Origin of the sequence: Variovorax sp. YR566, from assembly GCF_051992195.1 — a bacterium.
In the GTDB taxonomy this organism is placed as follows: Bacteria; Pseudomonadota; Gammaproteobacteria; order Burkholderiales; family Burkholderiaceae_C; genus Variovorax.
The window spans coordinates 5559579-5584692 of record NZ_CP197092.1 but is presented as its reverse complement, the minus strand read 5'-3'; the positions used below and the strand labels follow the sequence as shown (position 1 = coordinate 5584692).

The window sequence follows — 25114 nt, the reverse complement described above, 5'->3', positions numbered from 1 at the left end:
GCCTAGAGTCCCGTCCATGTCCGCAGCCTTGTGGCTGGCATGGAGGGCGATATGTCCCAGGATCCGTTTGCAGAGTTCAAGGGCCGCCAGCGCGAGATGTGGTCGACCTTTGCGCCGACCGCCATGTTCACGACCCCGGTGGCTGGGCATCTCGTCAGGTTCGCGCAGGTAGCGCAGGGCGAGGCGGTGCTGGACGTCGGCACCGGAACGGGCGTGGTAGCCATCACGGCGGCGCGCCGGGGCGCACGCGTCACGGGGCTCGACCTGACGCCCGAGCTGCTCGAAGCCGCGCGCGACAACGCCGGCGTCTCCGGGCATGGGGACATCACCTGGACCGAAGGCGATGCCGAGAACCTGCCGTACGCCGATGCCTCCTTCGACGTGGTGCTGAGCCAGTTCGGCCACATGTTCGCGCCGCGTCCGGAAGTTGCCGTGGCCGAGATGCGCCGCGTGCTGAAACCCGGCGGCCGCATCGCCTTCGCCACATGGCCGCCGGAGGATTTCGTGGGGCGTATGTTCGCCTTCATCGGGCGCAACTCGCCGCCCCCTCCGGCCGGCGCGTCGCCGCCGCCGCAATGGGGCAACCCGGGCATCGTCGCGGAGCGCCTGGGGCCGCACTTCGAGGCGCCGTTCTTCGGGCGCGGCACCATGCAATTTCCGGCCCTGAGCATCGAGCACTTCCGCTTGTTCCTCGAGCGCTCGGTCGGGCCGATGCGCAAGCTCGTGGAAGGTCTCGCCGGCGATCCGCAGAAGCTGGCCGCACTGCGGTCCGAGTTCGATGCGCTTGCCGAGCCGTACTACGTCGACAACGTGGTGCACCAGAACTACCTGCTGACGCGCGCGCGGGCACGCTGAGCGCCGCCGGGCCGACACGCCGGGGCCGTTGCAGGAGTTGCCGCATCGAGCCGTCATTGGGCTCAGGCGCCGACTGAGGCGGCCTGTGTCAATTCCAGCTTCTCTCTTTGGCGCGGCGGCGCGACGATGTCTTCCATGTCAATCGTGGAGAACATCGATGCAACCCGAATTCAACCAGCTTGCCGGCCTGTCGTTGCGCTGGCGGGTCTTGCTCTCGGCAGCGCTGCTCCTGGCGGCCGCGCTCTGCGCGGCCAGTCCGCTGGACGCCGGCACGCAATTGCAGGCCGAGCAACGCTTCCAGCTCGCGCTGGAGGCACAGGCCGCGCGCGACTACCGCTCGATGCTCGAACAACTGCGCCAGGCGGCCAACGAAGGCCATGCCGAGGCGCAGGAGATGCTCGGCATGGTGCTGATGACCGGCCCCGCGCTCTACGGCACCGCCGTGAAGGCCGACCGCTGCGAGGCGGGCATGTGGATGCGCCGCGCGGCGGTGCAGGGCAGCGAAACGGCGAAGGTGCAGCTCACCTTTCTGAACCGGCTGCGCGCCTCGCCCGCGGGGAAGAACGCCTGCGGCTGAATGCGTAGTGCCTGATCGCGGCCATGCTTGCGCACTGGTCGCACAATGGCGCATGGCGACGAGGGCGTGCTGTCGCCCTCGACACAAGGACCGTCCTCCATGCGCAACGTGCTCGATTTCAGTTCCTGGCAAGGCCTGCTCACGACCCTGATGGGCCTGGTGCTGGTGTCCGTCGTGGCGGTCGGCATACGCCTGCTCGTGATGCACGGCGTGCAGCAGCGTCGCGAGCGCCAGAACCGGCAGATCAACGAGCGGCTGAAGACGCTCATTGCGGCCTACAAGGTGCTGGGTGGTTCGTTCACCGGCGACCTTGCCGTCGACCCCAGTCATCTGCGTGAGCTTCGGCAACGGGCAGGCGCTGCGGCGGCAGAGGATGCGGCTGCTCATGCAGACGTGTCCGCATCGGACCGCCGTCGCCGCATCCGCGATGCAGTGGAAGCCGCGCTCTCCGACGTGATCCTGCTGGGCACCGAGACGCACGTGCGCCTCGCCGCCAAGGCGGCCAATGACATGGTCGCGGGCCGCACTGTCGAGACGGCAGAGCTGGTCGTGGCGCTGCGCACTTTCATCCGCGACGTGCTGGACCTCGATCCAGTCCCTGCAGAACTGGGCATTCCCAGGCAGGGCCCCGTGCGGGCGAAAGGCACGCCTGCGCGTGGTGATCGTGGCGAAGGAGCCGGTGGTGGGCGTGGTGGCGGTGCGAAAGGTGGCGGCGGTGGCGGTGGCGGCGCGGGGATGCGGTCCGAGACCGTTCTTGAAAGCAACGACGCCCACGCGCCGGGCAACCGCGAATGAAGCGCGAACGAAGAGGGATACGATGTTCAAGGATCGCTCCGATGCCGGCCGGCAACTGGCGTTATTGCTGAGCCAGTACCGCGATGCACAGCGCTGCATCGTGCTCGCACTGCCGCGAGGTGGCGTGCCAGTAGGTGCCGAAGTGGCACGCGCGTTGCACCTGCCGCTCGACGTGCTGGTCGTGCGCAAACTAGGCCTGCCCGGCCATGAGGAATACGCCGCCGGCGCCATTGCAGTCGGCGGCATTCGCGTGACGGGCGAAGAAGCGCCCGGTATGGCGCGCACATTGAAACGGGAGCAGCGCGAACTGCAGCGGCGCGAGCGCGCATACCGGGGCGATCGCGCGCCGCTCGACCTGCATGGCATGACGGTCCTATTGATGGACGACGGACTGGCGACCGGCTTGTCGATGCGCGCAGCGGTGATTGCTGCAAGGGCACTTGGTGCGGTCTCGGTCATCGTGGCCGTACCCTTGGGCAGCGCGTTCGCGTGCCATGCGCTGCAGACACCGGCCGACCCGTCAGCGCTGACCGGCATCGGCAGGATGAGCCCCGCCGCAACCCGTGCCGACGAGGTGGTGTGCCTGCACACCCCAGAGCCCTTCTTCGCCGTCGGTGCCTGGTACGAATCGTTCGAGGCGCCCAGCGATGAAGAGGTGCGGCAGGCGCTGGCGCAATGGCGCTGATGATCTTTCTTCCCCGACGCCTCCGCACCGTAGACTCCTGCGTCACCAACGAGTGGAGCGGAGTGATGGTCCAGAGAGAAGTACACAACGAGGGAGTGGGGCGCAGCGCCTTCCGCTTTGCAATGCGTGCGGGAGCATTGATTTCATGCGTGGCGCTGCTGGCTGCTACTGCCTTGGCACTGGCAGGCTGTGCATCGCATGACCCGAATCTCAAGCGCATCTCCGGGGATTCCATCGAACTCCACGAGAAGCTGATGTTTTCCGCCATCGCAGGCGCAGCGCCCGGCGTGCGGCACTACCACGGCTTGTTGCCCGGCACCTACAAGGCCACCATGGAAGACAAGGCCGGCCGGTACTACTTCGGCAACGGTGCCCGGCTGGTGCTTGGCGGTCAGCAGAATGCCGATGGCACTACGGAGGAGCCGCTGGCTGTGGGCGGTTTCTGGCTGGCGAAGGACAAGGGCGCATCTCCGCCAATGCGCCTGTTCTACCTGCCGAAGTTCCGGGATCAGGGCACGATGGTGAACGGCGTGATCGTGAACACCATTGTGCAAACTCCGGGGCTCTCGGTCGGACAGGCCGGCATTGCCGGTGCGCTGGGTGGCGTGATTGCCGGGGCGATCGTCGAGAGTGGTGCCGTGGGGTATGGCCCGAAGAACGGGGAGCCGATCTTCGTTCCGTTCAAACAGGTGCCGGATGAGAGTCTGCTCTTCACGCAAGCTGTGGCTAGCCGTACCCCGGCCAAGGCGGAAGAGGCGCGTTGAGACAGGAAGTACCTACAGGCAATGAAGAACGCACTCTCTTGACCAACGAAACCGAGTCTGGCGCCGATGCCCATCCATTCATTTGCCGCAACCGACCTCGTCTTCGATCACCAGAAACTCGGCGTGCTTCTGGTGTTTCCGACAGAGCAACTGCCTCAGGCGCGGCTTCGTCCCAGCCCGGTCGACCTCGAGGAACTCGTCGACAGCCCGCATCCCTATCTGCGTGAAATGGCCGAACAGGCCTTGCAGCGGGACAACGGAATCAAGAATGCTCTGGACGCGATCGCGAGCGAGTTCGAATTTGCTCCGCTCCCCACGCTGAAGCGATGGTGTCAGGCCAACGGCTTTGCGGCGCTTGCCTCGGAGTTAGGGCAACTGCCTGTCGCGGCGGCGGAAGGTACCTTCAAATTCAAGGGCTACCTTCCGACCAGGATCGATGAATCGGCAGCAACACGCTACGCCGCGTTGCTTCTCCTCATGGCTGTGCGTGCGATCTTCTTTGGCGAGCGAAGAGGTCTGGATCAGATCGTCGGCAGCATCGAGGCCAAGGGCTGGCGCTATGCCCGTGTGCTTCCAGAAGACTCTGCGCTCGTGGTCAGCGGCTTCATGACGCTGTCCGAACATTTTTCCGATCTGGGGATGGCGACGGTGCTCCGCTCATGCGCTCAGCGAATAGTCGATGCTGTTCATCCCGAAGACAGACCTGTCGCTGCGCTCGCAATCACTTATTCGTTGCTGGTGTCGACCGGTCGTTCCGCATTGGCCAAGAATCCTCAGCTACTTCTGAAGTTCGCTAGCTGAAGAATTCAGAGCTTCTTTTCGGTCGAGTGCTATGCCTTCTGCGCCGGAGCACTCATCGCATCGAACCCACGCGCCAGATCCGCCGTCAGATCTTCCGGCGCCTCCAACCCGATGTGCAACCGCACAACCGCCCCGCGCTTGCTCCAATCCGTCACGCTGCGCGCCGCGCGCATGTTGGTCCAGGCTACCAGGCTTTCATAGCCGCCCCACGATGAGCCACGCCCGAACAGCGTGAGCGCATCGACAAAACGCTCGACCGAGGCGCTCTCGATGCCGGGCTGCAGCTCGATGGAAAGCAGCCCGTTCGTGCCGCTGCAATCGCGCTTCCAGATATCGTGCCCCGGATGCTGCGGTAAGGCAGGGCAGAACACAGTCGCCACTTCAGGCCGCTTCTGAAGCCAATGCGCCACTTCCAGCGCATGCCGCTCGTGCATCTGCAGCCTAGCCGACAGCGTGCGCATGCCGCGCAGCACCAGCCAGGCGTCGTCGGGGCTCACGGTCATGCCGAATGCATCGCAGCGCTCGTTCAGCGGCCGCCATGCGGCTTCGGTGGTGGCGACGGTGCCCATCATCACGTCCGAGTGGCCCGAGAGGTACTTGGTGGCGGCCATCGTCGAGATGTCGGCGCCCAGCGCCAGCGGCCGGTACTGGCAGCCCGAGCCCCAGGTGTTGTCCGCCGCGAGCAGCGCGCCGCGCGCGTGCGTCAGCTCCGCAAGCTTCGGCAGGTCGCACATTTCGTAGACCAGCGAGCCAGGGCACTCCGCGTACACCAGCCGCGTGTTGGGCTCGAACAGTTCCTCGATGCCGATGCCGTCCGCCGCGAAGAACGAACTGCGAATACCGTACGGCTCCAGGAACGAATGCACGAGGTTGCGCGTGGGCTCGTACACGCTGTCCGACATCAGCACATGGTCGCCCGGCTTCAGGTACGACAGCAGCAGCATGCCGATGGCCGCGAGGCCGGTCGGAAAGAGCCGCGTGCGGTAGGCGCCTTCGAGTTCGCTCACCGCGTCTTCCAGCGCAAAGGTGGTCGGGGTGCCGCGTGCGCCGTAGCTGAAGATGCGTTCGTCGTCGCGCCGCGCGCGTGCGTCGCGCATGGCGCCCACGCTGTCGAACAGCACGGTGCTCGCGCGCACCAGCGGTGTGTTGACGGGCGCGCCACCGGCATAGGAAGGTGCCTTGCCGGTGCGCGTGAGCCGGGTGTCGAGGGAGAGTCCGGGGGAGTCTTTGTGCGAGTTGGACATGGTGTTCAAGCGTTGGCCAAGCCTCGATGGTGCGTCAATCTGCCTTCGCACCGGAAAGTTTGACGATGCGCGACCAGCGGTCGATGTCCTGGCGCAGCTGCGCCGCAAAGGCTTCGGGCGAGTTGGCCACCACTTCACTGCCACCGTCGTTCACGAGCTTGGTCACCTCGGGCATGCGCAGCGTGCGCACGATGGCTTCGTTCAGGTAGGCCACGCGTTCGGGCGGTGTGCCGGCCGGTGCGAAGAAGCCGTACCAGTCTTCGAAGCGTGCACCGGCATAGCCCAGTTCCTCGAGCGTCGGTGCATTCTTGAAGACGCCGATGCGGCGCGGGCTGGTCACGGCCAGCACGCGCAGCTTGCCGTTCTGCACCAGGCCCGCGACCGAGGATGTCGAGGTCACGAGCACATCGACCTGTCCGCCGAGCAGGTCTGTAAGTGCGGGGCCGGCACCCTTGTAGGGAACGTGCGTCATGGCGATGCCATCGTCCTTCGACAGCACCACGCCAACAAGGTGCGACAGCGTGCCGTTGCCGGGCGTTGCATACGTCACCTTGCCGGGGCTGGCCTTGGCCTTGGTGGCGAGGTCGGCGAAAGTCTTGAGCGGCGAGTTGGCATCCACCACCAGCGCGAGCGGCGCGGCGTTGATCTGCGTGATGGGAATGAAGTTCTTGATCGGGTCGAAGCCGGGCGCCGCATACAGCGTGGGGTTCACGGCCATGATCGACACCTGCGAGGTGAGCACGGTGTAGCCGTCGGGCTTGGCGTCGGCCACGGCCTTGGCGCCGATGTTGCCGCCCGCGCCGCCGCGGTTGTCGACCACTGCCGCCTGTCCCATGATTTCCGGCAGGCGCGTGGTCACGAGGCGCGCGGTTGCATCGTTGCCGCCGCCGGGCGGGAAGGGCGAGATGAACTTCACCGTCTGCGACGGATAGCCGTTGCGCGGCGCGAGCGGTTCGGCTGCGGCTGGCTGCAAGACGAGCGCCGCGAGCCATGCGGCGGCGACGGCAAAACGGGCAAGGTGCGGGATGCGGCTGGCGAACGACATGACGGAACTCCTGGAATAGGAACGGACAAGGACGAACAGAAAGCGAAAGCCGGGCTCAGGGGTGCGATGCGGCGGCGGGAAGGCGGAAGGCGGCCCGCTCCTGCGCGTCGAGCTGCGCGACGAGGCCGGTCTCCCATGCGAGGTAGCGGCGCGCGGCTTCCTTGTTGCCGTCGTGCCGGTCGTGCACGAAGAACAGGTAGTCGATGCAGTCGCTGTCGGCGGGCAGCGCGGGCGTGGCCTCGACGGGCAGTCCTGCGGCGCGCCATGCGGCCATGCCACCAGCCAGCAGCAGCGGCGCGGGCGAGTGGCCTGCGAGTTCGGAGGCGGCAGCCCATGCCGCAAGCGCGGCATCGTCGGCGACCAGCACGAGCTGGCGGGTCTCGCTCTTCACGTCGCTTGCGAGGCGAGGGCGAATCGACCAGCGCGCCTGCGGGATATGGCCGGCGCGAAACTGCATGCTGCCGCGCAGGTCGATCACCGCCACCTCGTTGCGCTCGATGCGCGCAGCGAGGGCCTGCGCATCGATGGTGGCCAGTGCGGGTGCACCCGGCGCTGCAGCAGGCGCGAGCGACAGGCCGCTCGCCAGCCCACCCTCGAGCACGCTCGCGTCATGCCCCATCTGCCGCAGCCAGCTCGCGATGGTCGGTGCGCGCACGCCGTCGTTGTCGAACAGCACGAGCCGGGCACCGCGCACGCCGAAGTACTGGTCGCCGGCCTGCATCAGCTGGCCGCCGGGCGTGTGCTGCGCGCCGGGCAGGCTGCCGGCCGCGAATTCTTCCGGCGTGCGTACGTCGCACAGGAACAGGCTGCGGCTCGTGTCGGCGGCCCATTGCTGCACGGTCTGCGCATTCACCGCCGGCACATCGAAGCGGGCGGCCAGCGCTTTCGCGGCGGGGCGCAGGTCGGTGTTGCCGCTGTCGCCCGCATAGCGCCGCGTGCCGCCATGCTCCAGCGTGTGGTCGCCCAGGTACCAGCCCTGCGTGCCGTTCTCCAGCGCATAGACGGGGTTGGGCAGCCCGAGGTTGATGAGCGTCTGCGCGCCGATGATGCTGCGCGTGCGGCCCGCGCAGTTGATGACGATGGGCGTGGTGGTGTCGGGCACCAGCTGGCGCACGCGGTAGGCCAGCTCGCCGTTGGGGCAGCAGGTGGCGCTGGGGATGTTCATCTTGTGGAACTCGCTGACGGGGCGGCCGTCGAGCACCACGACCTTGTCCTTGCGCGCCAGCATCTCGGCGAGCTGGTCGGCGCTGACGCGGGGCGTGTGATAGACCTCTTCGGCCAGCTCGCCGAAAGTCTTCGAAGGCAGGTTGACGCCCGCGAACAGCACGTAGCCCGCGGCCTTCCATGCGCGGGCGCCGCCTTGCAGCACGTGCACGTCGGTGTAGCCCAGCACGGCCAGCCGCGCGGCGGCGCGTTCGGCCACGTCGGCATCGCCTTCGTCGTACACCACCACCCGCACGCCGCGGCGCGGCACGAGGCGCGGCGCATCGATTTCCAGCCGGCTGAAGGGCAGGGGAACGCCGTAGAACAGATGCGCCTCGCCGTACTGGCCGTGCTCGCGCACGTCGAGCAGCGCGATCTCGCCGCCGTCGTGCAGCCAGGATTTGAGGGTCTTCGGGTCGATGAAGGAGGTCATGAGAGCAAGTCGTTGGGACGAACGAAGTCCTGCGAGGCCGCAGCGCGCGGCCCGCATGAGGAAAAGGAAAACCGGGAAGGGAGCGCTTAGCGGCGCGTCTGCACGCCGATGCCCATGGTCTGGTACGTGCCTGCTGCCAGGTCGTAGGCGGTGCGCTGGTTCAGCGTTTCGAGTGCGCGGCCGTACATGTGAAGGTGGCGAATCACTTGCTCGCCCTGGATCTCGACCGAATGGATGTCTTCAGGCATCAGCGCGATGCCCTTGCCCGGCGCGACGACGACCAGTTCGGTCTGCTTCAGTTTGCCCACGCCCGGCACGTTGCCGTCGTCGGTGCGCTCGTACACGCGGTTGTGCTCGGTGCCTTCCACGGCTGCGATGCAGGCCCAGGTCGTGTGGTTGTGCGGCACGATCTTCTTGCCCGGGCGCATCACGTTCAGGTACAGCGCGTAGCTCTGGTCCGGGTCTTCGGCGATCAGGTAGCGGGCCTGGTGCTCGCCGGCCTCTGGCGGCGGGAAGTCGGCGGCGCCCCAGTATTCGGTGTGCGCGGCCAGGTCTTGCAGCGAATCGAGCACCACATCGAGTTTTTCGCGGGTGGCTTCAGCGCCGCCGATGGCTTTCTTCATGTCGGCGATGGACGCCTCGACGGCCTGGCGGCGTTGCTCGGAAGGGGTGCTCATGCAGTTTCTCCAGTGGGGTTGCCTGTTTGGTGTGCATTCACTGTAGTGACGGGGGCGTGACGCAACAATCCAAGCAGAGCAGGAAACACATCAATAAAATTAATGTATGCCCACGCTCGATCTCGAACTGCTGCGCTCTTTTGCGGCCGTCGTCAGCCTCAACAGCTTTGCGGCGGCGGCCGTGCACCTGGGGCGCACGCAGTCGGCCATCACGCAGCAGATGCAGCGGCTGGAGGAGCAGATCGGTCATCCGCTGTTCGCCAAGCAGGGGCGGCAGAAGCGGCTCACGGAGCACGGCGAACGGCTGCTCACCTACGCGCATCACATGCTGGCGCTGAACGACGAGGCGCTGCGCAGCCTGCGGCAGGGGCAGCTCGAAGGCAACCTGCGCATCGGTGCGCCGCACGACGTGGCCGAGACCATGCTGCCGCTGCTGCTGACCGAGGTGGCGCGCACCTCGCCGCTGCTGCAGCTCGACATCCACATCGGCCGCAGCCCCTATCTCATGACATCGCTCAAGAGCGGCGAGGTCGACATGATCATCTCCAACCGCGCCGACGAGCAGTCGCAGTTCGAAGGCGTGGTGCTGCGCACTTCGCCCACCGTGTGGCTGTGCGCCGCGAGCTACGTGCACGACCCGACGAAGCCGGTGCCGCTCATCATGGCGGACGGGCCCAGCATCTTCCGCCGCATCGGCCACGAGGCGCTCGACGCGGCGGGCGTGGCCTGGACGCCGCGCTACACCTCGTCGAGCCTGATCGGCATCAAGGCCGCATTGCGCGCGGGGCTGGGCGTGACGGCGCGCGGCGTGGAGCAGCTCGACGCGGGCTTGCGCGTGCTGGGCGCGGGCGACGGCATGCCGCGGCTACCCGACCTGGCGTACTACCTCTATGTGCGCAGCCATGTGGTGAACCCGGTCACGCGGCAGGTGTTCGAGACGCTGAAGAAGCACCTGCGGCTGCCGCGTACCGATATGCCGGCGTAGGGCTCCTGCTGTCGCCTACATCATTGCGTAGCTGCCGCGCCCGCCCTGCTTGGCCCGGTACATGGCCTTGTCGGCCGTGGCGAGCAGGTCTTGCGGCGTTTCGCTGCCGCTGCCCAGGGCGATGCCTATCGACACGCCGATGACCATGCTTGAATGCTCCAGCTGCAGCGGTTGGGCAATCGCGTCGATGCATCGCCGTGCCAGCGTCAATGCGGCCTGTTCCGCGGGCTCTTCGAAGTCGGTGGCCAGCAGAACGAATTCGTCGCCGCCGATGCGCGCCACTGTGTCTGTGGGCCGCACCAGGGCCCGCAGCCGGTGTGCGATTTCCCCGAGGGCCTTGTCGCCCGCTTCGTGGCCGAAGGTGTCGTTGAGGTCCTTGAACCCGTCGAGGTCGAGGTAGAGCACGGCTACCTGCTGCGCGCGCTGCCTGGCATGGACCAGCGCCTGTTGCAGCCGCTCGTCCAGCAACTTGCGGTTGGGCAAGCCTGTCAATGTGTCGTGGTGGGCCAGGCGAGCCAGCGCCTCCTGGTTGTCGAGCAGCTTGGCCAGCAGCCGGTTGAAGGCTTGCGTCAGGTGCCCGATCTCGTCGTTGCGCACCACCTGCAGCGGCGTCAGCGCGAGTTCGCCGCGGGTCATGCGGTCGGCCTGGTCGGCGGCGCGCAGCAGTGGCCGCAGCAGCCACGCCATGATCAGGCCGATCACGACGAGCACCGCCGTCACGGCGGGCGCGCGTTGCTGCAGGATGAAGGTCTGCATGCGCGACACCGGGGCCAGCGCTTCTGAAACGGGCAGCCTCGCCACCACGAACCAGCCGCTGTTCGGCACCGAGGCAATGGCGGAGATTTCTTCGATGCCCTTGGCGTTGCGCGTCGTCCCACTGCCGCGAAAACCCGCCATGGCGCGGTCGTGCAATGGGTTCACGCCGTCGGGCGGGGTCGGCGTGAGGGACATCGAGACGTCCGTGGAGGCGACGAAGATGCGGTCGCGCGGCGAGATCACCAGGATGCCGCCGGCCTGGCCCACGCGCCCCTCTTGCAGGTGGTCGAGCAGGCCATCGGCCGAGAGGTCTGCCGTGCCGAGCAGCACGGCGACCACCTGGCCGGCACCGTTGCGGATGGGTGCGGCCATGGGCAGGGCCGAGTGCTGAGAAGCCGTGGACCGTGGGCGGCCTACCGCGCGCTTCCCGGCGGATGCGGCTGTGAATTCCGGACCGCCCGTTTCCAGCTGTACGGCGCTGTCGCGCCCGTCGAGTCGTTTGCCGGTGACATCGGTGACCACCAGGCCAAGGGGGAAGAGGGCGCTCAGCGCGCTGCGTTCCGCCAGCCATGCATGCAGCTGCTCGGGCTGCGCCAGGAGTTCCGGCGGCAGGGCGCCAGCCAGGCGCTCCAGGAACGACAGCCGTTCGTCCAGGTAGTTGTCGACATCGCGGGCCACGTAGGAGGCCAGCGCCATCTGCTGCGTCGCCACCGATTTCGTCAGGTCTTCCCGCAGGAAGCGGGTGAGCTGGATGTAGCTGGCGGCGGTGCCCACGACTGCCATCGCCAGACCCATCACGAGGAGACGAACGACCAGGCTATTGGCGGATTTTCGGAGATTCACTCTGGCTGCGGGTCGAGAGGCGGTTAGGTGCGGGACTGTATCCGAAGCGCTCCTGCGGCCGCTGACGGTGCGACCAGAGGAGGGCCGCACCCATGGCCAGCACCAGGAAGCCGCCGAAGCCTGCCAGCGTCGGCAGCAGCGGCGCATCGAAATACAGCAGCGCGCCGTACACCCCCAGCATCGCCAGCGAGGCCAGGCTCTCGTTGAAGTTCTGCACCGCGATCGACTGGCCCGGGTGCATGTACAGCAGCCCGCGGCTTTGCAGCAGCGCGTTCATCGGCACCAGCAGCAGGCCCGCGAGCGCGCCGATCACCACCAGCAGCGCGGCGGCCACGGCGGGCTGCGTCACCAGCGTCATGAGCAATATCACGGCGCCCAGCGCAATGCCGATCGGCAGCGCGCGCAACGCACGCCCGAGCGGGAACCAGCGCGAGGCACCGACGGCGCCAGCCGCCATGCCGATGGCCACCGCGATCTGCAGCAGTGCGCCCTGCGACAGGGTGAGCCCCAGCCGCTCGGCCGCCCAGCGCAGCACCAGAAACTGCAGCGTGGCCGACGCGGCCCAGAAAAGGCTGGTGACGGCCAGCGAGATGCGCGCATCGGCATCGCGCCACAGCAGCGCCAGCGAGCCCCCGAAATCCCGCAACAGCCGGCCCGGGTGCGCCAGCGCCGCGCGGTCGCGTGCCGGGCTGTGCGGAATCGCGAGCGTGCAGGCGGCGGCCAGCAGGTACGCCGCGCCGATGGCGGGCAGGGCAAGGCCCTTGCCGACCAGCGTGCTGCCCAGCGCCACGCCGAACAGGATCGACAGCACCGTGCCTGCCTCGATCCAGCCGTTGGCGGCGACCAGTTCTTCTTGCGGAATCAGCTCGGGCAGGATGCCGTACTTGGCCGGCGAGTAGGCCGCGGCGCCAAGGCCGACCAGCGCGTAGGCCACCAGCGGCTGCACCTGCCACAGCAGCAGGGCGCAGCCGCCCAGCTTGATGAGGTTGGTGGCCATCAGCACGCGGCCCTTCGGCGCCGCGTCGGCCACGGCGCCTGCGAAGGCGGCGAGCAGCACGTAGGAAAGATAGAAGAACAGCCGCAGCGCTGGCGTCATCCAGCCGGGCGCGTGGCGCTGCATGAGCAGGTCGATGGCGACGATCAGCAGCGCGTTGTCGGCCAGCGAACTGAAGAACTGCGCGGCAACCACCGAGCGCAGCGCGCGCTTGGACCGCGCGCGTGGGGCCGTCGCGCTCACGCGGTCATGCCGAAGAAGTGCTGGCGGTAGCGCGGCGACACGTCGTCCACGCGCAGCATCAGCGGCAGGTCGGCGGTGTTGAAGGCCACGTCGAGTGCGGGCGGGCCGAGCAGGCGTGCGCCGCAGCGCAGATAGCCCTTGATGAGCGGCGGGGCGGCAGGAGGCGCTGTGTCGCTGTCGGCATCGGCGTCTGCCCCGTTGTCCAGCGGCAGCGCGACGCGCGGCTCCACGCGCCAGCGCTGCTCGACCAGGTGCGTGCGGCACAGCCGGTGCCACAGCCGCGCGGCCATCGCGCCCTGGTCGTCGAGCCCGATGCTGGCGCAGCCGATCATGGTGTCGAGCGCGTGGTCGACCATGTACTGCCCCAGCGCAGCCCACAGCGCCATGATGACGCTGCCAGAGCGCCACTCGGCATCCACGCACGAGCGGCCCAGCTCCAGCGCGCGGCCGCGCAGCGGCGCGAGCGGCGACAGGTCGAACTCGGTGTCGGTGTAGAAGCCACCCGCGCGTAGCGCCGCTTCGGGCGTCAACACACGGTAGGTACCGATGAGCGGGCCGGGGCCGTGCAGCGGGTCGATGGCGCGCACCAGCAGGTGGTCGCAGAAGGCGTCGAAGCGGTCGACGTCGAGCCCGGGCGGCGTGCCTTCGGGTGGTGTGAGGCGCGCGCCCATCTCCTGCGCGAACACGCGAAAGCGCAGGCGCTGGGCGTCGCGCACGTCTTCTTCGCAATCGGCCCAGCGGGTTTCCAGCACGGGCGCAGCGGCCGCGAGTGGCGTGGGCGAACGGTGGGGCAGGGCGTGCGTGGCGGTGATGTCCATGTGCGTGCGGCAATTCACTCAGTTGGAGGGCGGATAGCGGTCGACCAGGCGGTTCTGCCGCCGGTTGAGCCGAGCGAGCGCGAGCAGGCCGATGGGCCGCACGCCGGCCTTGCGCTGCGCCGCGCCAATGGCGAACAGCAGCCGCTGCTTGGCGAAGACCATGCGAAAGCCTTGCACCAGGCCGGTGTCGGGGTCCCAGGCCTCGATGGCTTCGGAGCCCGCGCCGTTGATTTCCATGATGGTGAAGCCGCGCCCGGCGCCGAGTTCGCGCAGGCTCTGGTAGCGCACGTCGAAGCGCCCGAAACGGAAGTCGGGCATGTCGCGCGCGATGGCGTCGATGGCGCGCACGAGCTCGGGCGTGATGAGCGCGGCGCCGTCGCGGTAGAGGCCGCCCACGCGGGTCGAGCCGATGGTGGCCAGCCGCACCTGCTGGCCGGCGGCCGGCACGCTGTCGGGCGGCACGCTGCATTCGTGGCGCGGCGAGCGCGCGATGCGGCGGGCGCGCACGTCGGCCGCCACGAGCTGCGCCACGGTGCTGCGGCCGTCGCCCGTCACGCGCGGAAAGTAGCGCAGCGCCAGGCCGATGATGCGGCCTTCGCCGGTGTCGGGGTCGCGCGCATAGAAGATGCCGGCCTCGCCTTCCTGTGGCAGGTAGCGCTGCAGCACGACCGTTTCACCACGAGGAAAGACGGCCAGGTAGGCCAGCAGCGCTGCCATGTCGGGCAGCAAGCGCACGCCGTAGCCGCACAGGCCGAGGTCGGGCTTGGCGACCACGGGAAACGCGAGGCCGCCATTGGCCATGGTGTGCCGCAGCGAGTCTTCGGTTGCCGTGCCGTCGTTGAACACCGCGCAGTAATCGGCCGTGACCGAGCGCGCCAGCGGCCCCATGCCGCGGAAGTATTCGAGCTTGCCTTCGCCCACCAGCCCGCCGGAGGTGAGGTGCGGGTTGGCCGCTGAAGGCACGGTCGTGCCGCCGTAGCGCAAGGACAGCCACAGCCACTGCACCACCAGCGGCACGCAGATGAGCCACTTGGGCATGCGCTCCAGTACGCTGCATTCGCGCACCACGGCCAAGCGGCCGGTGTCCACGCCGAAGTCGAGCCCGGCGGCCATCACGCAGCCTCCGTTGCGCGGGTGGCAATGAGGCCGACTGCAGCGATGCGATCGATGTGCGCATACACCGGCCGCTCCAGCTCCTCGCCGAACACATCGGGGTCGATCTCGGCATACGACCAGTCGAAGCCGGGTGCTGCGAGCAGGGACTGCAGTTCGGCAAGGAACGGGTCTTCGCCATCGACCATGGCCACGCCTGTGTAGAGCAGCAGTTGCCCGCCCGGCGCCAGCCGCTTCAGCGACTCGGCCGCGATGCGCACGCTGAGTGCCCGCCCGAGCCGCGTGCCGCCGTGGCGGTAGGCGCGCTGCGCGCCGTCGTCGAGGTAAGGCGGGTTCGACACGATGAGATCGAATTCGCCCTCGACCGCCGACAGCGCATCGCCTTGCGCGAGCGTGACGGCGATGCCGGCCACTTCCGCATTGATGGCCGTGTACTGCAGCGCAAGCGGGTTGATGTCGTTCATCACGACGGTCGCCTGCGTGCCCGTGGCGGCCAGCGCGCGTGCCACTGCGATGCCGCCCGCGCCGCTGCCGCAACCCACGTCCAGCACGCGCACATGAGGCTGTGCCTTGCGCCGGGCGAGCGCGTGGTGGAGAAAGCGCGCGAAGCGGCTGGTGTCGGGCCCGAAGAACACCGCGTTCTCCTCGACCGTCGGATAGGCCGAATGAAAGAACAGGTCGTCGCCCAGGCTGGCGATGCGCACGGTGCTGCGCAGCAGCGAGCCCGTGTGCCGCACGATGCCGGCACGCTCCATGTCGGCCAGCAATTCCGGCGGCACCGCGCGCGCTTCGAACGACAGGTTCCAGCCGAAGATGTCTCGCAGCGTCGCGCCCGGCTCGCGCCCGCGCCGCGCGAGCACGCGCTGGTGGGTCAGCGGGGTGACCGTGGTGAATCGGTAGCCCGTGGCCGCCACCTGGCGCAGCACGCCGGCCGCGTTCAGCATGCGGTGGCCTCCTCGGCGTGCCGCAGTTCGGCGGTGTAGCGCTCGAAGCAGCGTTCGCCGCAGACAAGGCGCATCAGCGCGCCTTCGGCGATGAACTGCCCGCAGGCCGGATCGGCCTCGACCAGCGGCCGGATCACTTCGCGGTTCCATGCGCGCGAATGCGACACGTCGAGCGCCGCATGCAGGTCGAAGTAGGAGCGCGCGCGGCCGCTCAGGCCCAGGCGGCGCATGCCGGCCGCCACCTGCTTCACGCGCCCGGGGGCCGTGAGCTCGATGACGCCGAGCGCGCCTATGGAGTGGTAGCCGTAGCGGCGCGTGGTTGCCAGCCCGACCATGGTGTTGGCGAGCGCGAGCGACTCCCACACGGTGGTGTCGATGGCCGGGTGCAGGTCGAGTTCGCGCACCATGTGCTCCAGCATCTGGCCGTGCATGGCGCTTTGCTTGCCGTGCCCCATCTCGTCCCAGAAGTTGCGCGCGCATTCCAGCTTGGGCTGTGGCGGCAGCTTGACCTGGGTGTAGGCCAGCAGGTCTTCGAAGCCGGCTTCGCCCGCGGCCTCCTGCGTGAGGAACCAGCGCATCTGCGGCAGCGTGGCCTCGTCGGCCAGCCAGTCGAACAGCGGGTGATGCTGGCCGGGGCCGGTGTGCGCCAGCGATTCGAACCAGCCGATGAAGTGGCTCGCATTGCCGGCCGATGCCGCTGCCGCAGTCTGAACAGTGGCGCGCAGGGCTTCGAGGTATTTGCCTTCGAGCAGCCGGCACGCATGCTCGCGGGCAAGGTCGTCCTGCCACTGGGGCGAGGGGCTGCCGAGCCTGAGTCGCTCGGCGTTGAACCGCGCCAGGTGCCGGTGAAGCTGCGTGTTCGCGTCGGGAGTGTCGTCAGGAGACATGGCCGATCCTCGTCATCCGCTGGGCAAAAGAGTCAGGTTGCGCCTTTGCAACGCGGCTGTCCGTCAGACAGTGCCTACAGATTCGCCCCTCGGCGCGGGGATCGGGGGAGATCGGCCTCAGGTCGCCCAGATGCGCGGCGTGGCCGCGGGCAGCTGCCACAGCTCGCTGCGCCATGCCTGCCAGACCTGCCGCAGCAGCTGCATCGCGGGCTCGACCACGGGTGCCAGAACCCGCAGCATGACCACTTCGGGGTGCGGGCTGGTGGCGCCGGCGCTGTCGAACAGCGGGCTTGCTTCGAGCAGCGTGCGGGCTTGTGCAAGCAAGGCATCGCGCCGGGCGCGCGCCACCGGCGAGCCCGCCACGAAGAACAGCGAGGCCATGCAGCGGTGGCCGCCGAGGCCGATGGGGCTTTGCAGCAGCCGGTGGTCGGCCGCGTCGATGCGCCCGCGCTCCAGCCACACGCCGGGCACCTCGATGTGCTGCAGGTAGGTGCCACGCTCGAAGGGCTGGTTGGCGTTCGGCAGGCCGAGCGCGGTAACGTCCCAGCCGATCAGCTCGGCGCCGGGCGCGATCTCGATGGAGAGCCGGTTCTCCGCCTGGCAGCCGCTGTAGCAGATGGCTTCGAGCGGCAGCCATTCGAGCCGCGCGCCGGCCGCGAGGCGGATGCGCGTGCGCTGCAGCGCCAGCTCGCCTTCGGAGCGGTAGAAGCGCGAGGCGCCGGGCGTGGTGATCAGTCCGTGGCTGCCGTCGGCGGCCTCGATGTCGATGTCGAGCGTGTCGCCGCCCACCAGCCCGCCCGGCGGATGCACCAGCACGTTGTGGCAGACGGTGTCGCCCTCGGGGTACAGGCTTTGCAGGATGCGCAGCGGACCGTCATGGCGAAAGCGGGCGACGGTGCGGGCGGCTTCTTGTTGGTAAGCGAGATGGAGACGGGCGTGCCAGGGCATGCAGCGAGTCTAGTGCGCTCGCTTGCGGTGTCTCAGGTCTTCCAGGCGCCGTCGTGGGCCGCACTCGCTTCGTCGATCAGCGCCGGCCCGATGCATTCGATGGGATGCGGCGAGGCGCGGAACACGTCGCGGCACGACAGCTCGGCATCGCGCTGGTCCTGCCGCTCGCCACGGAACACGCGCAGCCGCTCGGCATCGATGCCGAACACCACGCGCCCGATGTTCGACCAGAAGATGGCGCCGGCGCACATCACGCAGGGCTCGCCCGATGCGTAGAGCGTGGCGCCCGCGAGTTCTTCGCGAGAGAGCTTGCGCCCGGCCAGCGCGCGCAGTGCGTTGACTTCGGCATGGGCGGTGCAGTCGCCGGTTTCGGCATTGCTGTTGCCGGCTTCGGCCAGTACTTCTCCGGCGGCGGAGACGATGACCGAGCCGAAGGGCCGGTTGCCCCGGCGGCGCGCCGCATGCGACCAGACGATGGCCTTGCGCAGGTAGCGCCCGTCGCGTTCGTCGAGCGTGGTTTCGGCGGGATAGGTGGTGGTGTCGCTGTTGGAGTTCATGCCTTGGGGAGGGAGCGTTCGCTGCGCGATGGAAGCATTGAAGTGTTGAAGATGGCGTCGGACGCGGGCTTGACCTTGAGGCCGAAGACATCGGCCACTTCGTCGACCTGCTGTTCGAGCGTGAGTTTCTTTATATCGCCAAGACCGTGGCCGCGCGTGTCGGCCGCGCCCACGTATTGCGCGGTGATGCCCCAGCGCTCGAGTTCGATCTTCTCGTCGAGGATGGGCTCGCGCTGGCGCATGGCCGCGATGCTAGGCGCCGGATTGGCAAAGGTCTCGACGATGGCGCGGTTGCTCGCGCGCAGAAAGGCCGCCACTACCTTCGGGTTCTGCGCGATGAGGTTGCTGCTCGCGAGGATGGCGTTGCCGTACAGGTTGACGCCCGCGTCGGCGTACTTGAGCACCGACAACTCCTCGGGCTTCATGCGCGCGAACAACGACACGGCCGAGTCGTGGAAGTAGGTGGCGGCATCGACGTCGCCGCGCACCATGACGTTGTCGCGCGCGCTGAAGTCGGTGGTCTGCCACTGGAAAGCGTCGCCGCGCATGCCTTGCTTGCGCGCGACCATCGGCCAGGCGCGGCGTGTCGATTCGACGGCCGCCGCCGCGACCTTCTTGCCCGCGAGGCTCTTGAAGTCGCCGGTCACGCCGCGGTCCTTGCGGCCGATGATCACGAACGGTGCACGGTTGTAGTACTGGTACACGGCCTGCACCATCGGCGTGCCGGGGTTCTGCGCGTTGAACTCGACCAGCGAGCTGATGTCGCCCAGCCCCAGCTGGTAGACGCCGCTGGCAATGCGAGTGATGGAGGCGACCGAGCCGGCGCCGGTGTCGATGCTCACGTCGAGCCCCTCGTCCTTGTAGTAGCCCTTGGCCAGCGCCAGGAAGAAGGGAGAGGTCTGCCCGTTGATGCGGAAGTCGAGCGTGAACTTTAGCGGGGTGAGCTTGCCGTTGCTGCCTTGAGCGAAGACGGCAGGGGCGGCAAGGGTGGCGGCACTGGCCGCGAGGAAGGATCGACGTTGCATGTGGGGCCTCGGAAGCTTCGGGTCTTGAATCCCCCTGCGCAGGGCAGAAGGCGTTTCAAGAGCAATTTCCGGGCGGGCGCACGTTCGTGGTGCGTGCGCTGCTGAACGCTTCTACTCTTGCAGCAGGTCATGCACGACGCATGCCAAGGGCCCTTTCGAGCATTTTGCTCGGGCATTGAGGGTGAGGGCTTGGAGGGGCAGCCTGGCCGGGCGCACAATCCGGGCGCGCAATTTGCAAGGCATGTTGCGCAGAGTAGAAGCGTTCAGCCGCGCGATGCCCCACGCATCCAGGCAGGAAATTGCTCTTTCACGTTCGTCCCCACGCAACAAAGAAGGAGTCCGCGCATGCTCGTTACCCAACAACCCGTCTTCCGCAAGTTCTGGCATGCCGTCATGCCGCTCACCGAACTGGCACAGGGCCCGAAGCCTTTCAGGCTGCTGGGCGAAGACATCGTTCTCTTCATCGATGCCGACGGCCAGCCCGCTGCGCTGCGCGACCGCTGCTGCCACCGCACCGCGAAGCTGTCGAAGGGCTGGTGCGTGGACAGCGAAGGCCAGGCCTGCGGCACCGGCGCCATCCAGTGCGGCTACCACGGCTGGACGTACGACCGCAGTGGGCAGGTCATCCGCATTCCGCAGTACGAAGCAGATCGCAAGATCTCGCCCGAGTACCGCACCGCTGCCTACCGCTGCACCGCGCGTTATGGCTACGCATGGGTGGCACTCGAAGAGCCCATTGCAGACATTCCCGCCATTCCCGAGTTCGACGACCCGGGCTACCGCACCATCTTCCAGTTCTACGAAGAGTGGCAGACCAGCCCGATGCGCGCGCTCGAAAACTCTTTCGACAACTCGCACTTCAGCTTCGTGCACCGCGCCACCTTCGGCGTGGCCGCGAGCCCGAAGCCGAGCAAGTACGAGCTGGTGGAAAACGAATCGGGCTTCTATGCCGAGACGGTCATCGAAGCGACCAACCCGGTGAAGTTCCATGCGATCAGCGGCGTGACCGACCCGATCACCACGCGCCACATGCGCAACGCCTACTTCCTGCCGTTCTCGCGCCGGCTCGACATCGAGTACCCGAGCGGCGTGCGCCACATCATCATCAACTGCTTCACGCCCATCGACGATGGTCGCATGCAGCTGTGCCAATGGCTGTTCCGCAACGACACCGAGGCCGATTGCACCGCGCAGATGCTGATCGACTTCGACGATGCTGTGACGCGCGAGGACAAAGACATCCTGGAATCGACCGACCCCGATGCGCTGGTCGATACGCGCCGGCGCGGCGTGGAGTACTCGATGGAGTCGGACCGGCCCGGCATGCTGATTCGCAAGCACCTGATGCAGTTGCTGGCGAAGCATGGCGAGGCGGAGGTTTATCGCGGCATGAGCAGTGCCGTGATTCCGATTGCAAAGGCCGCCTGAGCGGCCTCCGCATCAAGCCGGAGCCGTCGCCGGGTTCGGGCGCGTTGCGCGCGACGAGCCCTGTTCGTAGCGGTCCATCGCAAGACCGTCGGTGCGGATCTCCGGCCGCTGCCCCATCACCATGTCGGAGATCAGCTTGCCCGAGCCGCAGGCCATGGTCCAGCCCAGTGTGCCGTGGCCCGTGTTGAGGAACAGGTTGCCGTAGCGCGTGCCGCCGACGATGGGCGTGCTGTCGGGCGTCATCGGGCGCAGGCCGGTCCAGAAGGTGGCGCGCGGCACGTCGCCGCCGGGGAACAGGTCGGTCACGACCTTCTCGAGCGTGGCGCGGCGGTTGGGGTTCAGGCGCAGGTCGAAGCCGCCGAGTTCGGCCATGCCGCCCACGCGGATGCGGTTGTCGAAGCGCGTGACCGCGACTTTGTAGGTCTCGTCGAGCACGGTCGATTGCGGCGCGAGCGATTCGTCGAGCAGCGGCACGGTCAGCGAGTAGCCCTTGACCGGGTACACCGGGATGTCGAGGCCCAGCGAGGCGATGGCGGCGCGCGAGTAGCTGCCGAAGGCCATCACGTAGCGGTCGGCCGTAAGGATCTTGCCGGTGGTGGTGCGTACGCCGGTGATGCGATTGCCGTCGGTTTCCAGTCCGTCGATGGTCTGGCCGAAGCGGAAATCCACGCCCAGGCCGCGCGCGATTTCGGCAAGGCCGCGCGTGAACAGGTGGCAGTCGCCGGTTTCGTCGTTGGGCAGGCGCAGGCCGCCTGTGAGGCGGTCGCGCGCGCCGGCCAGCGCGGGCTCGACGCCGGCGAGCGCATCGCGGTCGAGCAGTTCGTAAGGCACGCCGCATTCTTCGAGCACCGCGATGTCGCGCTGCACCGCGTCGAGCTGCGCCTGCGTGCGAAACAGCTGCAGCGTGCCGCCGGTGCGCTGCTCGTACTGCAGGCCGGTGTCGGCGCGCAGCTGCTGCAGGCAGCCGCGGCTGTACTCGGCCACGCGCATCATGCGTTCCTTGTTCACCGCGTAGGCCTCGGGCGAGCAGTTGCGCAGCATCGCGGCCATCCAGCGCAGCTGGAACATCGTGCCGTCGGGGCGGATGGACAGCGGCGCGTGCTTCTTGAACATCCACTTGATCGCCTTCAGCGGAATGCCCGGCGCAGCCCACGGCGTGGAGTAGCCCGGCGACACCTGGCCGGCATTGCCGAAGCTGGTTTCCTCGGCGGGGCCGGCCTGCCGGTCGAGCAGGATGACCTCGGCGCCGGAGCGCGCGAGATAGTAGGCCGTGGTGGTGCCGATCACGCCGCCGCCGAGAACGATGACTTTCATGGTGTATTCACTGATTCAGATGGAATGAGTGGAATCTAAAGTGCGCAATGCAGTGGATTCCATTGTATTCAGCGATTTGGCAGTGAAATACACTGCCGCCAATCGTCCAAAGCCGCGCGCGAAGTGAAATGCCCGAACTCGACCGAATCGACCGCAAGATCCTCGACCTGCTTCAGCGCCAGGGCCGTGTTTCCATGACCGAGCTGGCCGAGCACATCGGCCTGTCGGCCTCGCCCTGCGCCGAGCGTGTGAAGCGCATGGAGCGCGACGGCATCATCACCGGCTACCACGCGCATGTGTCGCCCGAGGCGCTGGGCAAGACGCTGCTGGTGTTCGTCGAGATCAAGCTCTCGGCCAAGTCCGGCGACGTGTTCGACAAGGTGCGCAAGGAACTGCTGCACATGCCCGAGGTGCTCGAATGCCACCTGGTGTCAGGCAGCTTCGACTACCTCGTGAAGGCGCGGCTCAGCGGCATGAGCGAGTACCGGCACCTGCTGGGCGACATCCTGAAGAAGCTGCCGGTGGCGGCCGAGTCGCACAGCTACGTGGTGATGGAAGAAATCAAGGAAACGCTGATGCTGGCCGTCGACCGCTGAACCGATGAGCACGACCCACGACATTCCCGACATCGCCATCCGGCCCTGGCGCCTTGATGATTTCGACGCGGTGAAGGCCATCCTCGACGACACCTTTGCCGGCACCTGGCTGCCGCAGCTCACGCCCGAGGCCGCGAAGGCCTACAAGGAGAGCGGCGAGCCCGTGGGCTACATCGACGAGATGGGCCCGGCCTTCTTCGTGGCGGAGATCGACGGCGAGGTGGTCGGCATGGTCCATTGGGAGCACGACTTCGTGCACGCGCTGCACGTGCCGGCCGAGCACCAGCGCAAGGGCATCGCCCGCGCCCTGATGGCCTTCGCGGAAGACGGCATGCGCGCCGACGGCGTGGCACTCGCGCGGCTCGAAACCGACACCTTCAACACGCAGAGCCAGGGCTTCTACCTCGCGCTCGGTTACCGCGAGGCCGACCGCTACCCCGATCTCGAATGGCACAGCGGGTTCACGACCATCCTGTACGTGAAGACGCTTTCCTCCTGAACCGCAACTCCCTACCAAGGACACCTGCATGACGATCTCGATCCGCCGCGACGGCACCACCGGCACGCGCCACATCCTGAAGATCCGCAACCACGAGATTCCGGTCGATGCATCGCCCGCTGGCGGCGGCAGCGACGCCGGCCCCGAGCCGCATGACCTGTACGACGCATCGCTCGCGGCCTGCAAGGCGCTCACGGTGCTGATCTATGCGCGGCGCAAGGGCATTCCGGTGGAAGACATCGAGGTCGTGGTCGACCGCGACGACAGCGAGGAGCGCAAGGGCGTCTACCGCCTCAAGTCGGGCCTGCGGCTGAGCGGTGACCTGACGGAAGCGCAGCGCGACGAACTGTTGCGCGTGGCCGGCAAGTGCCCTGTGCACAAGCTCATGACCGAGGTGAAGACCGAGATCGAGACCGGCTGGGCGGACTGAGCTACCGCCGCATCGTCAATGCAGCACGCGGTAGGTGCGTACCGCGCGGAGCAGCGCCCACAGGCCGGCTTCGGCCGGCACCTTCTTCTCGTTGAACGACACGGCGATGTACACATCGTCGGCCGGCACGTAGGCCACGATGCTCGTGAAGCCCTCGATGCCGCCGCTGTGCCCGAGCATCAACCCGGGACCGTCGGGCACGTCGTAGAGCTGCACGCCCATGCCATAGAACGCGTTGCTCCCGACATAGGGGCCGAGCATGGCGGGCATGCCGGTGAACATGCGGTGTACCGCTTCGCCGGGCAGCACCTTGCCCGCGAGCAATGCGTGCCAGAACACCGCGAGATCGCCTGCGGTCGATGCCAGCGCGCCCGCGGCGTAGGGCGTGGCGTACTGGTCCGGCGCGTCGACTGGTCGGCCGGCTGCATGGCCCGTGGCGACGGGCAGTTCGACGCCCGGCTTGCGCATGGCCGTGTGCTTCAGCGCTAGGGGCTTGATGAGCCGCTTCGTGAGCACGTCTGCGAACGGCGCGCCGTCCACCTTCTCGACGATCACTCCGAGCATTGCGTAGCCGGTGTTGGTGTAGCTCCAATTCGTGCCGGGGCAGAACTGCGGCTTTTGCGACATGCCGAGTGCGATGACGTCGGCGGGCGTGCGGTAGGCCGCTCCCAGCGACGGTAGCGCGTTGAAGCTCACGAGGCCGCTGGTGTGGCGCAGCAGTTGCTCGATGGTTGTGAGCTTCGCATTCGGCGCGTCGGGAAACCACTTGTCTATGGTGTCGTCGAGCCTGAGCTTGCCTTCCTCGACGAGCTGCAGCACGACGGCGGCCGTGAAGGTCTTGGCGGTGCTCGCGACCTGAAAGGGCTGGTCGGGCACGACGGATTGCGGTGACTCCTTGCGCGCCAGGCCGCGCGTGGCGGACCAGATGCCTTCGCCGGGAATCGCGACCGCCACGCTGGCAGCGGGAACGTGCGCGAGCATCTTGTCGAGCGCGTCGCCGAGTGCCTTCTGCAGCTCGACAGGTAACTCGCCGTCGATGGAGCGCTTGAAGTCCTTCTGCCATACAGCTTCGGGCGCCGAGCGCATCGGCGGGCCGGCGTAGATGGGCGAGGGCGCGCACTGCGCCTGCGCGAGGCCCCACGCCACCGACGTGGCCAGCAGAACGGCCGATGAAATTTTCCGCAACGACATTCGGTGCTCCCGGTGTGCCGGCCTACTTGGCCGCTTCGGCTTTCGCGCGTGCGGTTTCAATGCGCTTGGCATTGCGGTCGCCCCAATCGGCCAGCGGCCCGAGCGCCGCATTGAGCGTGGCGCCCAGCTTGGTTGCCGAGTACTCCACGCGCGGCGGCACTTCGTGGAACACCTCGCGATGGACGATGCCGTCGGTTTCGAGTTCGCGCAGCTGCTGGATCAGCATCTTCTCGCTGATGTCGGGCAGCAGCCGCTTGAGCTCGCCGAAGCGATAGGCCTGCGCGTTCAGCTCCCAGAGGATGACGGCCTTCCATTTGCCGCCGATGACGTCGAACGCAGGCCCGATGCCGCAGTTGTAGGGTTTCTTCGATTTCATTTCTTATCCGTGGGATGCCCCGTAAATACCCAATACATACGTTTTGGTAAGTACCTGACTTTATTGTAAGTACTTGACCATATGGAAG

The 25114-nt window shown here is 67.6% G+C and carries 27 protein-coding genes; 11 read left to right on the top strand and 16 right to left on the bottom strand.

From position 1 onward, the window contains the following. The first annotated feature begins 51 nt into the window (after nt 1–51). The 6 genes from ACTG4X_RS26100 (at nt 52) to ACTG4X_RS26075 (ending at nt 4477) form a co-directional block, all read left to right on the top strand. Nucleotides 52–855, top strand: a complete 804-nt coding sequence (locus ACTG4X_RS26100) for a class I SAM-dependent methyltransferase (protein WP_093080652.1) — start codon at nt 52–54, stop codon at nt 853–855. 157 nt (nt 856–1012) lie between these two features. Further along, nucleotides 1013–1432: a sel1 repeat family protein gene (locus ACTG4X_RS26095; RefSeq protein WP_440532281.1), complete on the top strand. Its 420-nt coding sequence runs from the start codon at nt 1013–1015 to the stop codon at nt 1430–1432. 99 nt (nt 1433–1531) lie between these two features. Then, nucleotides 1532–2227 (top strand): hypothetical protein, encoded by a 696-nt coding sequence (locus ACTG4X_RS26090; protein WP_440532280.1) that lies wholly within the window; start codon nt 1532–1534, stop codon nt 2225–2227. A 22-nt stretch (nt 2228–2249) separates the two neighbouring features. Continuing rightward, nucleotides 2250–2912 (top strand): phosphoribosyltransferase, encoded by a 663-nt coding sequence (locus ACTG4X_RS26085; protein ID WP_440532279.1) that lies wholly within the window; start codon nt 2250–2252, stop codon nt 2910–2912. Beyond that, entirely contained in the window at nt 2903–3676 is a 774-nt protein-coding gene (locus ACTG4X_RS26080) for a hypothetical protein (RefSeq protein WP_440532278.1), read from the top strand. The genes ACTG4X_RS26085 and ACTG4X_RS26080 overlap by 10 nt, the downstream gene beginning before the upstream one ends. A gap of 66 nt (nt 3677–3742) precedes the next feature. Next, nucleotides 3743–4477, top strand: coding sequence for a hypothetical protein (locus ACTG4X_RS26075; protein WP_093080642.1), 735 nt, complete (start codon nt 3743–3745; stop codon nt 4475–4477). Between the two features lie 29 nt (nt 4478–4506). On the opposite strand, the gene metC is transcribed toward ACTG4X_RS26075, so the two are convergent. The 4 genes from metC to ACTG4X_RS26055 form a co-directional block, all read right to left on the bottom strand. Continuing rightward, nucleotides 4507–5721: a cystathionine beta-lyase gene (gene metC, locus ACTG4X_RS26070; protein WP_440532277.1), complete on the bottom strand. Its 1215-nt coding sequence runs from the start codon at nt 5719–5721 to the stop codon at nt 4507–4509. A 34-nt stretch (nt 5722–5755) separates the two neighbouring features. Next, nucleotides 5756–6766 (bottom strand): Bug family tripartite tricarboxylate transporter substrate binding protein, encoded by a 1011-nt coding sequence (locus ACTG4X_RS26065; RefSeq protein WP_440532276.1) that lies wholly within the window; start codon nt 6764–6766, stop codon nt 5756–5758. Nucleotides 6767–6821: 55 nt separating this feature from the next. Beyond that, entirely contained in the window at nt 6822–8402 is a 1581-nt protein-coding gene (locus ACTG4X_RS26060; RefSeq protein ID WP_440532275.1) for a rhodanese-like domain-containing protein, read from the bottom strand. An 86-nt stretch (nt 8403–8488) separates the two neighbouring features. Further along, on the bottom strand, nt 8489–9079 hold the full coding sequence (locus ACTG4X_RS26055; protein WP_093058092.1) for a cysteine dioxygenase family protein: 591 nt from the start codon (nt 9077–9079) through the stop codon (nt 8489–8491). Nucleotides 9080–9185: 106 nt separating this feature from the next. Here ACTG4X_RS26055 and ACTG4X_RS26050 point away from each other — a divergent pair, with 106 nt between their 5' ends. Further along, complete coding sequence (locus ACTG4X_RS26050) at nt 9186–10064, top strand: LysR substrate-binding domain-containing protein (RefSeq protein WP_093058093.1); 879 nt, start codon at nt 9186–9188, stop codon at nt 10062–10064. Between the two features lie 15 nt (nt 10065–10079). Here the strand turns inward: ACTG4X_RS26050 and ACTG4X_RS26045 are convergent, their stop codons facing one another. The 9 genes from ACTG4X_RS26045 to ACTG4X_RS26005 all read right to left on the bottom strand — a co-directional run bounded on the left by ACTG4X_RS26045 (nt 10080) and on the right by ACTG4X_RS26005 (nt 19192). Then, complete coding sequence (locus tag ACTG4X_RS26045) at nt 10080–11603, bottom strand: diguanylate cyclase domain-containing protein (RefSeq protein ID WP_440532274.1); 1524 nt, start codon at nt 11601–11603, stop codon at nt 10080–10082. 34 nt (nt 11604–11637) lie between these two features. Further along, nucleotides 11638–12900, bottom strand: coding sequence for a lysophospholipid transporter LplT (gene lplT, locus ACTG4X_RS26040; RefSeq protein WP_440532273.1), 1263 nt, complete (start codon nt 12898–12900; stop codon nt 11638–11640). After that, nucleotides 12897–13718 (bottom strand): GNAT family N-acetyltransferase, encoded by an 822-nt coding sequence (locus ACTG4X_RS26035; protein WP_440532272.1) that lies wholly within the window; start codon nt 13716–13718, stop codon nt 12897–12899. Before ACTG4X_RS26035 ends, lplT begins: the two co-directional genes overlap by 4 nt. Nucleotides 13719–13736: 18 nt before the next feature. Continuing rightward, nucleotides 13737–14831 (bottom strand): hypothetical protein, encoded by a 1095-nt coding sequence (locus tag ACTG4X_RS26030; protein ID WP_440532271.1) that lies wholly within the window; start codon nt 14829–14831, stop codon nt 13737–13739. Then, nucleotides 14831–15775 carry a methyltransferase gene (locus tag ACTG4X_RS26025; RefSeq protein WP_426389849.1) on the bottom strand — a complete coding sequence of 315 codons (945 nt, stop codon included), beginning with the start codon at nt 15773–15775 and terminating at the stop codon, nt 14831–14833. Before ACTG4X_RS26025 ends, ACTG4X_RS26030 begins: the two co-directional genes overlap by 1 nt. Beyond that, nucleotides 15769–16662 (bottom strand): iron-containing redox enzyme family protein, encoded by an 894-nt coding sequence (locus tag ACTG4X_RS26020; RefSeq protein WP_093178062.1) that lies wholly within the window; start codon nt 16660–16662, stop codon nt 15769–15771. Before ACTG4X_RS26020 ends, ACTG4X_RS26025 begins: the two co-directional genes overlap by 7 nt. Nucleotides 16663–16779: 117 nt before the next feature. After that, nucleotides 16780–17610: an urease accessory protein UreD gene (locus tag ACTG4X_RS26015; RefSeq protein WP_440532270.1), complete on the bottom strand. Its 831-nt coding sequence runs from the start codon at nt 17608–17610 to the stop codon at nt 16780–16782. Between the two features lie 32 nt (nt 17611–17642). Next, a complete protein-coding gene (locus ACTG4X_RS26010; protein ID WP_440532269.1) occupies nt 17643–18167 on the bottom strand; it encodes a nucleoside deaminase in 525 nt (174 codons plus the stop codon). Continuing rightward, nucleotides 18164–19192: an ABC transporter substrate-binding protein gene (locus ACTG4X_RS26005; protein ID WP_093080619.1), complete on the bottom strand. Its 1029-nt coding sequence runs from the start codon at nt 19190–19192 to the stop codon at nt 18164–18166. Before ACTG4X_RS26005 ends, ACTG4X_RS26010 begins: the two co-directional genes overlap by 4 nt. A 345-nt stretch (nt 19193–19537) precedes the next feature. Between ACTG4X_RS26005 and ACTG4X_RS26000 the strand changes: the two genes are divergently transcribed. Next, complete coding sequence (locus ACTG4X_RS26000) at nt 19538–20620, top strand: aromatic ring-hydroxylating dioxygenase subunit alpha (RefSeq protein ID WP_093058101.1); 1083 nt, start codon at nt 19538–19540, stop codon at nt 20618–20620. 12 nt (nt 20621–20632) lie between these two features. Here ACTG4X_RS26000 and ACTG4X_RS25995 read toward each other — a convergent pair whose 3' ends face one another. Then, nucleotides 20633–21934 (bottom strand): D-amino acid dehydrogenase, encoded by a 1302-nt coding sequence (locus ACTG4X_RS25995; RefSeq protein ID WP_093080613.1) that lies wholly within the window; start codon nt 21932–21934, stop codon nt 20633–20635. A 128-nt stretch (nt 21935–22062) separates the two neighbouring features. On the opposite strand from ACTG4X_RS25995, the gene ACTG4X_RS25990 reads away from it, so the two are divergent. From ACTG4X_RS25990 to ACTG4X_RS25980, 3 genes are read left to right on the top strand one after another with little or no spacing between them, the layout of a single operon-like run. Further along, on the top strand, nt 22063–22530 hold the full coding sequence (locus ACTG4X_RS25990; RefSeq protein WP_440532268.1) for a winged helix-turn-helix transcriptional regulator: 468 nt from the start codon (nt 22063–22065) through the stop codon (nt 22528–22530). 4 nt (nt 22531–22534) lie between these two features. Beyond that, the gene (locus ACTG4X_RS25985; RefSeq protein ID WP_440532267.1) at nt 22535–23029 is read left to right on the top strand and encodes a GNAT family N-acetyltransferase; all 495 of its coding nucleotides are present in this window, start codon (nt 22535–22537) and stop codon (nt 23027–23029) included. A 28-nt stretch (nt 23030–23057) separates the two neighbouring features. Next, complete coding sequence (locus ACTG4X_RS25980; protein ID WP_093058105.1) at nt 23058–23459, top strand: OsmC family protein; 402 nt, start codon at nt 23058–23060, stop codon at nt 23457–23459. Nucleotides 23460–23474: 15 nt separating this feature from the next. On the opposite strand, the gene ACTG4X_RS25975 is transcribed toward ACTG4X_RS25980, so the two are convergent. Both ACTG4X_RS25975 and ACTG4X_RS25970 read right to left on the bottom strand, forming a co-directional pair. After that, nucleotides 23475–24650, bottom strand: coding sequence for a serine hydrolase domain-containing protein (locus ACTG4X_RS25975; protein WP_440532266.1), 1176 nt, complete (start codon nt 24648–24650; stop codon nt 23475–23477). A gap of 22 nt (nt 24651–24672) precedes the next feature. Beyond that, nucleotides 24673–25026 (bottom strand): winged helix-turn-helix transcriptional regulator, encoded by a 354-nt coding sequence (locus tag ACTG4X_RS25970; protein WP_093058107.1) that lies wholly within the window; start codon nt 25024–25026, stop codon nt 24673–24675. Nucleotides 25027–25114 lie beyond the last annotated feature (88 nt).